We start from the raw sequence: 14,694 nt of genomic DNA on the forward strand, positions 1-14,694 counted from the left end.
CAAATGGCGATCAATGCTGTTATCAGCGATATGTGTCAACCAAAAGCAATGGATAGATTGGTCTGTGGGGATGTTGGTTTTGGAAAAACAGAAGTCGCCATTCGAGCAACATTCTTAGCGGTAATGAACCAAAAACAAGTGGCAATCCTTGCCCCAACCACATTATTAGCTCAACAGCATTATGAAAACTTTAAAGATCGTTTTGCTAACCAACCAGTGCAAGTTGAAGTGCTTTCTCGTTTTAAAACGGCTAAAGAGCAAAAAGAAATCTTACAACAGACTATTGAGGGTAAAGTTGATATCTTAGTCGGTACGCACAAACTGTTACAGGATGATGTTAAATTCCGTGATTTAGGCTTATTGATTATTGATGAAGAGCATCGTTTTGGGGTTCGTCAAAAAGAACGAATTAAACAGTTACGAGCTAATGTGGATATTTTAACCCTGACCGCCACGCCAATTCCAAGAACGCTCAATATGGCGTTAAATGGAATGCGAGATTTATCCATTATTGCAAGTCCGCCAGCAAGACGTTTATCGATTAAAACCTTTGTTCGTCAAAGTGATGATACTGTGATTAAAGAAGCGATTCTGCGTGAAATTTTGCGAGGGGGGCAAGTTTATTATCTACATAATGATGTGGCGACCATTGAAAATACCGCTCAACAACTCGCTGAACTTGTGCCAGAGGCAAGAATTGTGATCGGACACGGTCAAATGCGAGAACGAGAGTTAGAGCGTGTAATGGCAGATTTTTATCATCAACGCTTTAATTTACTTGTGTGTTCAACCATTATTGAAACAGGGATTGATGTTCCAACTGCCAATACAATTATTATTGAGCGAGCGGATAAATTTGGTTTAGCACAATTGCACCAATTAAGAGGGCGTGTTGGACGCTCTCATCATCAAGCCTATGCTTATATGCTTACACCACCCCCAAAAACTTTAACCAAAGATGCTCAACAGCGTTTAGAGGCGATTAGCACTATCGATAATCTCGGAGCAGGCTTTGTGCTTGCAACTCACGATTTAGAAATTCGTGGGGCGGGAGAGCTACTGGGTAGTGAGCAAAGCGGACAAATTGAGTCGATTGGATTCTCTCTCTATATGGATTTATTAGAAAGTGCAGTAAAAGCTCTACAAGAAGGGCGAGAACCAACGTTAGATGAAATCACACAACAACAAGTTGAGATTGAATTGCGTATCCCAGCACTTCTGCCAGACGACTACGTACCTGATGTTAATATGCGACTCTCGTTCTATAAACGCATAGCCAGTGCAGAAAATGATAATGAATTAAAAGATCTCAAAATTGAATTGATCGATCGCTTTGGCTTGTTACCAGAGGCGACTAAAAACTTATTCCACATTACTCAATTACGCTATTTAGCCAAGGCCTTGGAATTGAAAAAAATAGATGCGGGAATCAATGGTGGTTACTTAGAATTTAAACTAACAGCACAGCCTGATCCAATGAAGTTTTTACAGCTGATTCAGTCTGATAAAAATACGTTTAAATTTGATGGTCCACATAAGTTCCGTTTCACTAAGCCAATGGAATCAGGCGAGGAACGTTTAAAATTCGTCTCTGAGTTGATAGAAACTCTCACAAATTAAGCAAAAATAAGCGGTAAGTTCACCACTGGTTTTTGCAAAAAGATAAAAAAGACTGAAATTTAGTCGAATGAAATTTTTTTGATAATTTCTATTTGACACAAGCGTTCAATTCGCTAGAATACGCACCATTGAAACGCTACAGCAATCTGTAGCGTTTTTTAGCGGGAATAGCTCAGTTGGTAGAGCACGACCTTGCCAAGGTCGGGGTCGCGAGTTCGAGCCTCGTTTCCCGCTCCATTTTTTTAGCGTTTAGCCCGAGTGGCGGAATCGGTAGACGCAAGGGATTTAAAATCCCTCGCCTTTCGGGGCGTGCCAGTTCAAGTCTGGCCTCGGGCACCATTCTAAAATAAAAGATAGCACCTAAAGGTGCTTTTTTTATATCTAAAATTTATCCACTATGTTTGCTTAATTAGGTGAGCTTTAAACAAAAAAAAAGCGAATTGGTCTTCCAATTCACTTTCTTCATTTTAATCAAAGCTTATTTTAAGTTTTGTAAAAATGCAGCTAAATTTTGAGCTCCAACTTGTTGTGCAACAACTTCACCATTTTTAAAAATAAGTAAGAATGGGATACTACGAACACCAAATTGTGCTGGAATTTGTTGGTTTTCATCTACATTCATTTTTACGATTCGTGCTTTGTCACCAACCTGTGTGGATAACTCATCTAACACAGGGCCAATTGCACGACAAGGTCCACACCAAGGTGCCCAAAAGTCTAATAATACTGGAACATCTGACTTCAATACATCTTGTTCAAAGTTTGCATCTGTTGTGTGAATTACATTACTCATAATTTTTCCTTTTTAATAGATATAAAACAAATCCAATAAAGACTTGTTAATAAGATTCCTACAAGATAGTGATTTATATCCGACTTTTCAAGTAGGAAATATCTATAACTTTGATTATTTTTCTTTTACTTCAGCTTTTTCATGAGGTAAAACTAAATTTAAGATTAATGCCAATAATGAACCCACAGTAATTCCTGAACCTAAAATTTCTTGTAAAAATTCAGGGAGTTTATGAAGTAATTCAGGACGAGTTGTTACGGCTAATCCACAGCCAATGGAAATGGCAATAATAAGCCCATTGCGTTTACTGCGTTCTACTTTATCCAGCATTTGAATCCCTGCAGTAATGATCATTGCAAACATCATTAAGCCTGCACCACCTAATACAGGCATTGGAATTGAGACAACTACTGCTCCTAATACTGGAAATAATCCAGCAAGGACAAGTAATACTCCCATTGTTGTCACAACATAACGACTTGCTACGCCAGTCAGCGAAATAACACCGATATTTTGTGAGAATGAAGAGAATGGTGTTGTAGACATAATTGCAGCAAAGGCAGACCCCAAACCATCACATAACACGCCACCCCTTAAATGTTTACCTGTAATTTCGGTATCAGTTGCATTACCTAGTGCGAGGAAGTTACCACTAGATTCAACAATGGTTACTAAATAAGCAATACTCATACCGACTATACCAGAAATTGGGAAAGTTAATCCAAAATGGAATGGTTGAGGTAGAGCAAATAAATTCGCATTTTCTACATTAGAAAAATCTATCCATCCAAGGACTAAAGCAACAACATAGCCCACCATAATACCAATCACGATAGCAGCTGCAGCAAAGATACCTTTCCCCCACTGTACAAGAATGACTACGATTACAAGTACGAAAGTTGCCATGGCAAGATTAGCAGGATCTGCATAATTAGGATCAGTTTTTTGACCACCTGCAAACCAATCAACGGCAACAGGGATCAAGCTTAAACCAATGATCATTACAACCACACCTGTTACAACAGGGGGGAATAATTTCCTAACATATGGCATAAAAAAGCTGCCGATAATCATCACTAATGAACCTACCAGAGAAGCACCTAAAATACCTGAAACGCCTTCATTAAAGCCAATAGCTAAAGCAGCAGCTACGAAAGTAAAACTTGTCCCCATTACACTTGGTAAGCGTAATCCTACAATACCAATTCCTCGACTTTGAATAATAGTTACAACACCTGATACCAATAATGCAGCATTAACTAATACAATAGTATCCTCTGTCGGAAGCTTTAATACATTACCAATTACAAGAGGTACAGCAATAATCCCACCTAATGCGGCAAGAAGATGTTGTGCTGCTAAAAGTAATGTCAGTCCAAAAGGAGGCTTATCGTTAATAGAATAAAGAAGTTTTTGCATAATTTTGATTGATTTTATATAGGAAGCATAGAGAAGGGGAGGCATTATAGTATTTTTTTAAATTGAAGCAATCGTTTGCTCCAATAATTATTAAATTATTTACAATATTTTTACTATCGAAATAATTAGCTATTCAAGCTAGCCAAAAGTAATGTAAATAGGTACAATCAAATGCTTGCATCTTTTAATATTTTAAAGATGTAAATTCATTTTTTTCTTGGAGAGAATTATGTCGTGGAATGAATCAGGCAATCAGCAAGATCCTTGGGGTAAACCAGGACAAAAAAGACCTGAACAGGAAGGCTCAGAGCAAAAACCAGAGCAGGAGCCAAAAGATAAACAAGCAGGACAACAACCACCTGATTTAGAAGAAGTATTTAATAATTTATTAAAAAAATTAGGTCGAAATAGCGGGAATGGCTCGAATGGTAATAATAGCGGTAACCACGAACCATCACGGTTTTTGTCGTTTGGAAAAATTTTACCTATTGCTATAGTAATTGGTGGAATAATTTGGGCAGGATCAGGTTTTTATACCATCCAAGAAGCAGAAAGAGGTGTTGTTACTCGTTTTGGTAAGCTCAATGAAATTGTTTTACCTGGTTTAAACTGGAAACCTACTTTTGTGGATGAAGTTGTTCCAGTTAATATTGAGCGAGTAATGGAGTTAAAAACGAATGGTTCCATGTTAACTCAGGATGAGAATATGGTGCTTGTTGAAATGACAATACAATATCGAGTAGATAATCCTGCTAAATATTTATTTAGTGTGAATAACCCTGATGATAGTTTAAAACAAGCAACAGATAGTGCTCTACGTTACGTCATTGGTCATATGACAATGGATAATATTTTAACAATAGGACGAGCAGTCGTAAGGGAAAAAACTTGGACTGAATTGAATAATATTATTAAAACTTATGATATGGGGTTACTCGTTACAGACGTAAACTTCCAATATGCACGACCACCAGAAGAAGTTAAAGCTGCATTTGATGATGCAATTAAAGCGCAGGAAGATGAACAACGTTTAATTCGAGAAGCAGAAGCTTATGCTCGTGGGCAAGAGCCAGTGGCTCGAGGACGTGCTCAACGTATTATTGAACAAGCTAATGCTTACAAAGAACAAGTTGTACTTAATGCTGAAGGAGAAGTAAATCGCTTTATTCAATTACTTCCAGAATATAAAGCTTCACCCAAGATCTTAAAAGAACGCTTGTATATTCAGGCAATCGAAAATGTGATGAAGAATACACCTAAATTGATGATGGATGGAGGCAGTAACAATCTTACAGTATTACCAATAGATAAATTAATGCAACATTCATCCGGTAATGTGGATAATGGAGAATCAACCACACCGCAACAAAAACAACCTCTATCAGTCCAAAAAGGTACTCCTGTACGAACAACAGAGTCAGTTCCTCCAAAATCTGTTCAAGAAGTTGAGCCTGTACGTAAAGGGAGATTTTAATAATGCGTAGATTTTTATTCCCAATTATCATTGTTATTGCCTTTATCTTGTTTCAATTAATTATTGTTGTGCAAGAAGGTCAACGTGGAATTATGTTACGCTTCAATAAAGTTCAGCGTGATTCAGATAATAAAGTTGTAGTGTATGAGCCAGGATTACATTTTAAAATTCCTTTTGTGGAACAATTAAAAGTATTGGATGCTCGTATCCAGACATTAGATGGACAAGAAGATCGTTTTGTTACGGTTGAGAAGAAAGATTTATTAGTTGATTCTTACGTTAAATGGAAAATTAGCGATTTTGGACAGTTTTATACATCAACTGGAGGTGATTACTTAAAAGCTTCTGATCTTCTTCGTCGCAAAGTAAATGATCGCTTACGTTCTGAGATCGGTTCTCGTACTATCAAAGATATCGTTTCAGGCTCACGTGGCGAATTGATGGCTGGCGCACAGAAATCATTAAATACTGGTGAAGATGGCACTGAACGTTTAGGTATTGAAGTGGTGGATGTTCGAGTTAAGCAAATTAATTTACCAAATGAAGTTTCTTCTTCTATTTATCAACGAATGCAAGCAGAACGTGCAGCGGTTGCTCGTGAACATCGTTCTCAAGGTGAAGAAAAAGCAGAATTTATTCGTGCTGAAGTGGATAAAAAAGTCACTTTAATTCTTGCGACAGCAAATAAAAAATCAGATGAACTTCGAGGTGCTGGTGATGCAGAGGCTGCTAAAATTTATGCAGATGCATTTAATCAAGAGCCTGAATTTTATAGTTTTGTTCGTAGTTTAAAAGCTTATGAAGAAAGCTTTGCTGAAGGTAAGAATAACTTAATGATATTGAAACCAGATAGCGGATTCTTCCGCTTCATGAAAGCACCTACAGAATAGGTATATGTGCAAGACCCGAGAAATCGGGTCTTTTATATTTTGCGGTAGTGATCAAGCGGTCACTTTAAGCAAAAAATTAACAAATTATAATCTAGTAGAATTAACTAACAAACTAACTCAAGAGGCATTCAATTATGGGTAAAAGTGTTGCTGTGCTTGGCGCTCAATGGGGCGATGAGGGCAAAGGTAAAATTGTAGATTTATTAACGGATCGTGCAAAATACGTGGTTCGTTATCAGGGCGGACATAATGCGGGTCATACTCTGATTATTAATGGAGAAAAAACGGTTTTACGTTTAATTCCATCCGGTATTTTACGTGATAATGTAACTTGCTTAATTGGTAATGGGGTTGTACTTTCACCAACTGCATTGATGCAAGAAATGAGAGAGTTAGAATCTCGCGGTATTAATGTTCGTGATCGACTAAAAATTTCAGAAGCTTGTCCATTAATTCTTCCTTATCATGTTGCAATGGATCATGCTCGTGAATCAGCATTAGGTAAAAATAAAATTGGTACAACAGGTCGAGGTATTGGTCCGGCTTATGAAGATAAAGTCGCACGCCGTGGATTACGTGTTAGCGATTTATTTAATCGTGAAGTTTTTGCAGAAAAACTTAAAACAATTCTAGAATATTATAACTTCCAACTTGTTCATTATTATAAAGTTGAGCCAGTTGATTACCAAAAAACATTAGATGAAATTTTTGCAATTGCAGATATTATTACTGGTATGGTTGCTGATATTACAACACTTCTTCATAAAGCTCGTGAAAATGGTGATAATATTCTATTTGAAGGCGCTCAAGGTACAATGTTAGATATTGATCATGGTACTTATCCATTTGTTACTAGTTCAAATACAACAGCAGGTGGTGTTGCAACCGGTTCAGGATTTGGTCCTCGTAATTTAGATTATGTTTTAGGTATCATTAAAGCTTACTGTACACGTGTCGGTTCAGGTCCATTTACTACAGAATTATTTGATGAAGTGGGAGCAGAAATTGCTCGTAAAGGTAATGAGTTTGGTGCGGTAACAGGACGCCCTCGTCGTTGTGGGTGGTTTGATGCTGTAGCTGTCCGTCGTGCAATTCAAATTAATTCTATTTCTGGTTTCTGTATGACAAAACTAGATGTATTAGATGGATTTGATGAATTAAAAATCTGTGTAGCTTATAAAATGCCAAATGGTGAAATTGTTGAATATGCACCAATGGCCGCAGCAGATTGGGAGGGGATTGAACCAATCTATGAAACTTTACCAGGTTGGACAGAAAATACTTTCCGTGTAACTTCGCTTGATGATTTACCACAAAATGCGATTAACTACATTAAACGTGTTGAAGAAGTTCTTGGTGTTCCAGTTGATATTCTTTCAACAGGTCCAGATCGTGTAGAAACTATGATCTTACGTGACCCATTCGCAGAGTAATTTTAAAATTTATTGTAATAAAAACCGCCAAAATCTGGCGGTTTTTGCAATCAAGTTTTTGATTTATCTTTTTTGTCTTACTGGATAACACCTGGTTGTAACACAATATGTTTCATTTCTAGATATTCATTAATACTAGTCATACCACGTTGACGGCCTACACCACTTTGTTTGTAGCCACCTTCTTCAAATTCATCACGCATAACAACCCAGTCATTAATCCAAATTGTACCAGCTTCAATTCCACGAGCAACACGTAAAGGACGATCAACATCTGTTGTCCAAATACTTGCCGCTAAACCATATTCAGTAGCATTAGCCTTTTTAACTGCTTCACTTTCTGTTTCAAAGACTTCTAAAGTTAATATTGGACCGAAAGCTTCATGTTGAACGATATCAGCTTGGCTATCTTTCACCTCTAATAGTGTAGGACGATAGAATGCACCTTTAGCTAATTCACCTTCAGTATATGGGCCACCACGAACTAAAACTTTTGCTCCTTTAGCAATAGCGTCTTCTACCATTCCGTCAACACGTTTAACACTCTTCATGTCAATTAGAGCCCCCATATCATATTGAGGATCCATTGCAGGACCAACTTTCACTTTAGCTAACTCTTCTGATAAACGTTTACGTACCTCATCTGCAATACCTTTTTGTACTAAGATACGACTCCCCGTCATACAAAATTGCCCTGAGAATACAGTTAATGCTTGAATTGCTTTAGGTATTAAAGCATCAATATTAGCGTCATCAAATACGATTAATGGAGTTTTACCACCAAGTTCTAAGCTGAGGCGTTTGAGATATGGCGCACTTTCTTTTTGTAATGCTCGTCCAGTTTTGGTGCTTCCAGTAAAGCTAATAACTGGGACCGCAGGATGAGAAACTATTGGTTCCAACACTTCATGACCACCAGTCACCATATTAATTACACCTTTTGGTAATGATTTTACGCTAGCTAATACTTCAGCAATTAAGTGATTCGTTAGTGCTGTTTGATCTGGCATTTTTAATACAGTTGTACAACCTGCAGCCAAAGCTGGTGCTAAAGAGCGAATTAATAAAGCAAGTGGTGAATTCCATGGTGTACTAATACCGACTACTCCAACAGGTTCTTTCACTAGTATTGAATATTTACCTGCTCCCCATTCAGCTGCTCGGCCATAGTCTGTATAAATGGTTGCTGCTGAAAAATGTAAGCCAGGTTTAACAAATTCAGTTTCAAAACTTGCTTCCGCAAATAACTTACCATTTTCAGTTGCAATCATTGTAGCTAAGTCTTTTTTACGTGCTTCAAAAGCTTCAGCCATCTCTAATAAAACTTGATGACGTAATTCACGATTAGTTCTCCAATCTGTATTAGCAAATGCTTCTTGTGCTGCTTTAATTGCTAATTCTGCTTCTTCTTTACCACCTTTAACATAGGTACCAAGTACCTCACCTGTAGATGGGTTTATTGTTTCACGAGTTAAGCCTGTATTAACCCATTCACCATTAATCCAATGTTGTGCATGATTTTTTGATACCATTTTCTTTCTCCAATTATTTAACTTGTTCAATATTTATATTTACTTATATTTACTACTAAGCTATGCAATAAAACTTGATTTTACAAAAAATTAACAAATTTTTTTCATAAAATCAAACTTTATTCCCTTTATGACCTAGACTGTCCTAATATGGGAAAGTTCCTGTATTATTTCAGTTTTCACCATATTCCCTGATCTAATCTAAGGTTTTCATATATTTTATAGCGTAACTTTTCAAGAATATTTAATCAATTATTTTTAATAATTTTTTAAAAAAAATAATTTTTATTCATTATTAGTAAATTATTAATTTCTTAGATATATATAAATTATTCAAGTATTCGTAAGCCAGAATAAAGTAAAAGACTTGATCTTGATAAGTTTAGGCAAATTAAAAATAGTATGCTCAGACAGATAGTAGCGATTGAGAAAATATAGTTATGTTAGGTATATATGATAGATGGTAATTAAGTAATACCTCGGTTATGTGTATTTCTAAAAGAATAATTGCTTGACATAATTTATGATAAAATTTTGGTGGTTCAATATGGTTTAATTCTCCATCTATACTGAATAATATATAGTAAAAACATGTGTATTCTATGGCTACGTTAGATACATAATTTTTTATCATAATCACTACTTACATTTTGAGAGAATCAAGTATGAATGAAATAAAAATAGCTATTGCATTAGCTGGCATTTTAGCCACAATTTTTTTACTTATAAAAAAATATGAAACAAGATCTGTGTTAATTGGCATTGGATTAGTTATGGCATTTATTACCTTTAATCCAATGGAAGCTTTAGATGCTTTTGCAAAAAGTATGACTTCTGGTGGGCTTATTATGGCGATTTGCTCAAGTATGGGATTTGCTTTTGTTATGAAATATACCAAATGTGATACACATTTAGTTCATTTATTAACAAAACCTTTGAGTGGATTGAGATTTTTTCTAATCCCAATGGCAACGATGATTACTTTTTTGATTAATATTGCAATTCCTTCTGCTGCTGGATGCGCAGCTGCAGTGGGAGCAACGTTGATTCCTGTATTGAGAGCAGCAGGTGTTCGCCCTGCAATGGCCGCATCTGCAATATTGGCAGGTACTTTTGGTTCGATGATGAGTCCCGGATCATCTCATAGTGCAATGATTAGTGAAATGTCGGGTTTAACAATTACTGAGGTTAATTTATCCCATGCTCCTTATACAATAATTACTGGAGCAATAGGTATGGTAATTCTAACATTATTAGCTTTAGTCTTTAAGGATTATAGCAAACAGCATAGAGAAGAATATATCAATGAGCATAAAGTATCAGAAACGCAATTTGCTGGTGTAAATATCTTTTATGCTCTCGCACCGCTTATACCTTTAATCATTCTAGTTCTTGGTGGCACATCGTTGCAACAATTACCATTTCTTGAATGGACTAATATGGGAGTAGCACAAGCAATGCTTGTTGGTACAATCTATACTGTATTAGTTACTCGAGTGTCTTTGACAAAAATTACAAATGAATTCTTTGATGGTATGGGAAGTTCATATGCTAATGTACTAGGTATTATTATTGCAGCAGGTGTATTTGTTGCTGGATTAAAAGCAACTGGAGCGATCGATTTTGCTATTGAATTTTTAAAAGGATCGAGTGAGTTTGTACGTTGGGGAGCTACAATAGGACCATTTTTAATGGGGGTAATCACAGGTTCAGGAGATGCTGCTGCTATTGCTTTCAATACAGCTGTTACTCCTCACGCTATTGATTTAGGATATAGTCACGTTAATTTAGGTATGGCGGCTGCTATTGCAGGAGCAATTGGGCGTACAGCTTCGCCAATTGCAGGAGTTACTATTGTTTGTGCGGGTTTGGCTGGAGTGAATCCTATTGAAATAATCAAAAGAACAGCACCGGGAATGATTTTAGCAACATTATTTTTAACATTTTTTATGTTATAAGTAGAGTTTATGGATAACAATATACCTTATCTAGACTAGCTTTGTATTGGTTTAATAATAGCTAAATGAACTTTGCTTAATAATAAATATCAAAGAAAATAAATTGGTAATTCTTGATAGATTAACTAGCTGTTTAATGATACTTTTTATTTATCAAGGAGTTATTATTAAATTAATAAGATAAAGGTAAATATGAAAATTAAATATTTAGGACAAAATTGTTTTTTATTTAGTCATAATGACAAATTGATTTTATCAGACCCTTTTTATAACTTTCAAAAGGATAAGTCTAGATTTGATATTAATGCTCAGAAGATAGATTATGTGTTGATTACTCACGCTCATCAAGATCATATCGCAGACGTTGAGGAAGTTTTACAATTTCACCCAAATACTATAATTATTGGACAGCCAGAAATTTGTGGGTATTTTAATCATCCTAATCAGGTCGATTTAAACATAGGAGGTTCTTATCAAATAGACGGTTTAAAAATAGCAATGGTAAGTGCCACTCATACAAGTTCTTTTCCTGATGGAACATATGGTGGAGTTCCAGTAGGTTATGTATTTCAGTTAGCAAACAGAACCTTATATTTAGCGGGGGATACTGGAGTAAATAAAGATATGGAATATCTAAAACCTATTTTTGGAGATATTACTACAGCAATATTACCAATAGGTGGACATTATACATTAGATGCTAAATCAGCAAGTTTTGTAGCAAAAGAGTTAATTAAGACATCAAAAGTTATCGGTTGCCATTTCGATACATTCCCACCAATAACCATCAATCATCAAGAGGCAAAAGATTCTTTTACTGCAAATAATATTGAACTGATTCTACCAGAACTTGGAGATGAAATTCAGTTTTAATAAATTTTCTAAAAATTTAGATAAATTTATTATAAAAATATGATACAGCCTATTGCTGATACAATTATCTACCAAGCTTAGTTAATACTTTAATTGGAGGGAACACAGAAATGATTAAGAACACCTCGGATCTGCGATATGATTGATATTTAACATTTAAGCTCTACTAGAAATTGTGTAGAATAGTAGCTAATCATAACCTTAATTTTTAGAGGAATAGAATGAAAAGAGTCGTTATCACAGGATTAGGTGTTATTTCCAGTATTGGTAATAATAAAGAGGAAGTTTTAGATTCCTTACGCAACGGAAAATCAGGTATAGAATTTGTTCCTTCTTTCCAAGAGATTGGAATGCGTAGCCAAATTGCTGGTACAATTAAATTAAACCCAGCAGATCTTATTGAACGTAAAGTTTACCGTTTTATGGGGGATGCAGCTGCGTATGCTTATCTTTCCATGAAGGAGGCTATTGAAGATTCTGGATTAACAGAGGATCAAGTATCAAATGATCGTACTGGATTAGTAATTGGAGCTGGAACAGGCTCTGCTCATAGCCAATTAGTTGCTTGTGATGCAGTTCGTGGACCTAGAGGTGTGAAAGCAGTTGGACCTTATGCAGTAACCAAAACTATGGCATCAAGTGTTTCAGCATGTTTGGCAACTCCATATAAAATACGTGGCGTAAATTATAGTATTAGTTCTGCTTGTGCAACTTCAGCACATTGTATCGGACATGCGATGGAGCTTATTCAACTAGGCAAGCAAGATGTGGTTTTTGCTGGTGGTGCTGAAGAACTTTCTTGGGAATGTGCGACAGAATTTGATGGAATGGGAGCAGTTTCAACAAAATATAATGATACACCAGAAAAAGCATCACGTGCTTACGATGCTAATCGTGATGGTTTCGTAATCGCTGGTGGTGGTGCTGTAGTCGTTGTTGAAGAGTTAGAACACGCATTAGCACGTGGTGCTAAAATTTATGCAGAAATTGTGGGTTATGGTGCAACATCTGATGGTTATGATATGGTTGCCCCAAGTGGTGAAGGCGCAGCTCGTTGTATGAGACAAGCTATTGCGACTGTTAATGGTGAAATTGAATATATTAATGTTCATGGCACATCTACTCCAGTAGGTGATGTAAAAGAGTTAGAAGCAATTCGTAATGTGTTTCCTGACGAAACACCAGCAATTTCATCTACAAAATCGATGACAGGTCATTCTTTAGGTGCGGCTGGAGCTCAAGAAGCAATTTATTCATTACTTATGCTAAATAATGATTTTATTGCACCAAGTATTAATATTGAAACCTTGGATGAAAAAGCACAAGGGATGAATATTGTAACTGAGCGTCAAGATAAACCATTAAGAACAGTAATGTCGAATAGTTTTGGATTTGGTGGAACAAATGCCTGTTTAGTCTTCCAAAAATATACTGGATAACTAATCTTTGAGCATAGACAATAACGTGTAGATTAATCTACTTTTTATTGTGAAGTATATAAAGAAATATAACTTAGTTATTTTTAACTTTTTAAAGTAAATACATTTTACAAGCGGTGAGTTATTTCTTATTTTATGCAAAATAAGCTAATAATTTACTGCTTTTTTATGAGAATTCTATGCAATCATCAAATTCTATTTTCCGTATTTTATTAACAATCGCTGCTATAGTAATTATTCTTGCAGGGATTAAAATGGCTACCGAAATTGTTATTCCTTTCTTACTTTCTTTATTTATTGCCATTATTTGTTCCCCGATTGTTAAATCTATGACAGATAGAAAGGTCCCTCTTTGGTTGGCGATAACATTACTTTTTGTATTATTCGCCATAGGTTTCACTTTTTTAGCAGGATTGATTAACAGTACAATCAAAGAATTTACCGCATCAATTCCTTCCTATAAAATTTTATTATCTGAACGTATTGCATTATTATTAGATTTTGTTAAGGAATGGAATATACCTGTTAATATATCTGAAGACTCAATAATGAATGAGCTTGATCCTAGTAGAATCATGAATTTTGTTAGTCGTTTATTACTTAGTTTTTCAGGTGTAGTTACTAATATTTTTGTTTTACTGCTTGTCGTTGTATTTATGTTATTTGAAGCTCCTACAGCAAAACATAGATTAGCGGTAGCTTTAAGTGGCAATAAAGACACTGCTTTAAAAGAAAATAATATCAATAGAGTATTAGAGGGTGTGATTAGCTATCTTGGTGTAAAAACAATAGTTAGTTTATTAACAGCTGCTTGTATTTGGATAATGCTATCATTACTTGGTGTACAATACGCAGTACTATGGGCAACATTAAGTTTTCTTTTAAATTATATTCCAAATATTGGTTCAATCCTTGCCGGTGTTCCTATTATTGTTCAAGCTCTATTATTGAACGGTTTTTCGATTGGGTTTGGCGTAGCAATAGGTATTGTAGTAATCAATATGGTTGTAGGAAACGTATTAGAACCAAGAATGATGGGGAGAAAGTTAGGGTTATCAACTTTAGTCGTATTTTTATCATTATTATTTTGGGGATGGATTTTAGGTACTGTTGGGATGTTGCTATCTGTTCCACTTACGATGGTATTAAAAATTGCTTTAGAATCAAGCCAAACGACAGTACGTTATGCTCTATTGTTAGGAGATGTTTCAGAAGACAAACTTACTTACTTTGAAGATAAACCGTAGCTAGTATGGAAAGTGC

Annotated in this window: 11 protein-coding genes and 2 tRNA genes; 10 read left to right on the forward strand and 3 right to left on the reverse strand. The window is 35.6% G+C overall.

Features of this window, described 5'->3' with window-relative positions:
- The 3 genes from Q1J40_RS03270 to Q1J40_RS03280 form a co-directional block, all read left to right on the forward strand.
- The coding region (locus Q1J40_RS03270; protein WP_301098607.1) for a transcription-repair coupling factor at positions 1-1,620 on the forward strand (1,620 nt) is incomplete at its 5' end.
- Between the two features lie 161 nt (positions 1,621-1,781).
- Positions 1,782-1,857: transfer RNA gene (locus Q1J40_RS03275), tRNA-Gly, on the forward strand.
- 15 nt (positions 1,858-1,872) lie between these two features.
- Positions 1,873-1,959: transfer RNA gene (locus Q1J40_RS03280), tRNA-Leu, on the forward strand.
- Positions 1,960-2,098: 139 nt separating this feature from the next.
- Here the strand turns inward: Q1J40_RS03280 and trxA are convergent.
- Together trxA and Q1J40_RS03290 are read right to left on the reverse strand one after the other, a co-directional pair.
- Positions 2,099-2,413, reverse strand: coding sequence for a thioredoxin (gene trxA / locus Q1J40_RS03285; protein WP_301098609.1), 315 nt, complete (start codon positions 2,411-2,413; stop codon positions 2,099-2,101).
- A gap of 114 nt (positions 2,414-2,527) precedes the next feature.
- Positions 2,528-3,832 carry a nucleobase:cation symporter-2 family protein gene (locus Q1J40_RS03290; protein WP_301098610.1) on the reverse strand — a complete coding sequence of 435 codons (1,305 nt, stop codon included), beginning with the start codon at positions 3,830-3,832 and terminating at the stop codon, positions 2,528-2,530.
- A gap of 229 nt (positions 3,833-4,061) precedes the next feature.
- On the opposite strand from Q1J40_RS03290, the gene hflK reads away from it, so the two are divergent.
- The 3 genes from hflK to purA all read left to right on the forward strand — a co-directional run bounded on the left by hflK (position 4,062) and on the right by purA (position 7,629).
- Complete coding sequence (gene hflK / locus Q1J40_RS03295; RefSeq protein WP_301098612.1) at positions 4,062-5,306, forward strand: FtsH protease activity modulator HflK; 1,245 nt, start codon at positions 4,062-4,064, stop codon at positions 5,304-5,306.
- Between the two features lie 2 nt (positions 5,307-5,308).
- Positions 5,309-6,196 (forward strand): protease modulator HflC, encoded by an 888-nt coding sequence (gene hflC / locus Q1J40_RS03300; RefSeq protein WP_301098613.1) that lies wholly within the window; start codon positions 5,309-5,311, stop codon positions 6,194-6,196.
- A 134-nt stretch (positions 6,197-6,330) separates the two neighbouring features.
- On the forward strand, positions 6,331-7,629 hold the full coding sequence (gene purA, locus Q1J40_RS03305) for an adenylosuccinate synthase (protein WP_301098614.1): 1,299 nt from the start codon (positions 6,331-6,333) through the stop codon (positions 7,627-7,629).
- A gap of 77 nt (positions 7,630-7,706) precedes the next feature.
- On the opposite strand, the gene Q1J40_RS03310 is transcribed toward purA, so the two are convergent.
- Positions 7,707-9,161 (reverse strand): aldehyde dehydrogenase family protein, encoded by a 1,455-nt coding sequence (locus Q1J40_RS03310; RefSeq protein ID WP_301098615.1) that lies wholly within the window; start codon positions 9,159-9,161, stop codon positions 7,707-7,709.
- A gap of 665 nt (positions 9,162-9,826) precedes the next feature.
- Between Q1J40_RS03310 and dcuC the strand changes: the two genes are divergently transcribed.
- From dcuC to Q1J40_RS03330, 4 genes are all read left to right on the forward strand, one after another.
- Positions 9,827-11,119, forward strand: coding sequence for a C4-dicarboxylate transporter DcuC (gene dcuC / locus Q1J40_RS03315; protein ID WP_301098617.1), 1,293 nt, complete (start codon positions 9,827-9,829; stop codon positions 11,117-11,119).
- 192 nt (positions 11,120-11,311) lie between these two features.
- Positions 11,312-11,992: a metal-dependent hydrolase gene (locus tag Q1J40_RS03320; protein WP_301098618.1), complete on the forward strand. Its 681-nt coding sequence runs from the start codon at positions 11,312-11,314 to the stop codon at positions 11,990-11,992.
- A gap of 221 nt (positions 11,993-12,213) precedes the next feature.
- The gene (gene fabB / locus Q1J40_RS03325) at positions 12,214-13,431 is read left to right on the forward strand and encodes a beta-ketoacyl-ACP synthase I (RefSeq protein WP_301098619.1); all 1,218 of its coding nucleotides are present in this window, start codon (positions 12,214-12,216) and stop codon (positions 13,429-13,431) included.
- Between the two features lie 179 nt (positions 13,432-13,610).
- The gene (locus tag Q1J40_RS03330) at positions 13,611-14,678 is read left to right on the forward strand and encodes an AI-2E family transporter (protein ID WP_301098620.1); all 1,068 of its coding nucleotides are present in this window, start codon (positions 13,611-13,613) and stop codon (positions 14,676-14,678) included.
- Positions 14,679-14,694 lie beyond the last annotated feature (16 nt).

Origin of the sequence: Otariodibacter sp. (genome assembly GCF_029256985.1) — a bacterium.
In the GTDB taxonomy this organism is placed as follows: Bacteria; Pseudomonadota; Gammaproteobacteria; order Enterobacterales; family Pasteurellaceae; genus Otariodibacter.

Coding starts and splice junctions, on each gene's coding strand:
- purA (WP_301098614.1), top strand. CDS start 6,331: ATGGGTAAAAGTGTTGCTGTGCTTGGCGCTCAATGGGGCGATGAGGGC.
- Q1J40_RS03290 (WP_301098610.1), bottom strand. CDS start 3,832: ATGCAAAAACTTCTTTATTCTATTAACGATAAGCCTCCTTTTGGACTG.
- Q1J40_RS03320 (WP_301098618.1), top strand. CDS start 11,312: ATGAAAATTAAATATTTAGGACAAAATTGTTTTTTATTTAGTCATAAT.
- fabB (WP_301098619.1), top strand. CDS start 12,214: ATGAAAAGAGTCGTTATCACAGGATTAGGTGTTATTTCCAGTATTGGT.
- hflC (WP_301098613.1), top strand. CDS start 5,309: ATGCGTAGATTTTTATTCCCAATTATCATTGTTATTGCCTTTATCTTG.
- trxA (WP_301098609.1), bottom strand. CDS start 2,413: ATGAGTAATGTAATTCACACAACAGATGCAAACTTTGAACAAGATGTA.
- Q1J40_RS03310 (WP_301098615.1), bottom strand. CDS start 9,161: ATGGTATCAAAAAATCATGCACAACATTGGATTAATGGTGAATGGGTT.
- dcuC (WP_301098617.1), top strand. CDS start 9,827: ATGAATGAAATAAAAATAGCTATTGCATTAGCTGGCATTTTAGCCACA.
- hflK (WP_301098612.1), top strand. CDS start 4,062: ATGTCGTGGAATGAATCAGGCAATCAGCAAGATCCTTGGGGTAAACCA.
- Q1J40_RS03330 (WP_301098620.1), top strand. CDS start 13,611: ATGCAATCATCAAATTCTATTTTCCGTATTTTATTAACAATCGCTGCT.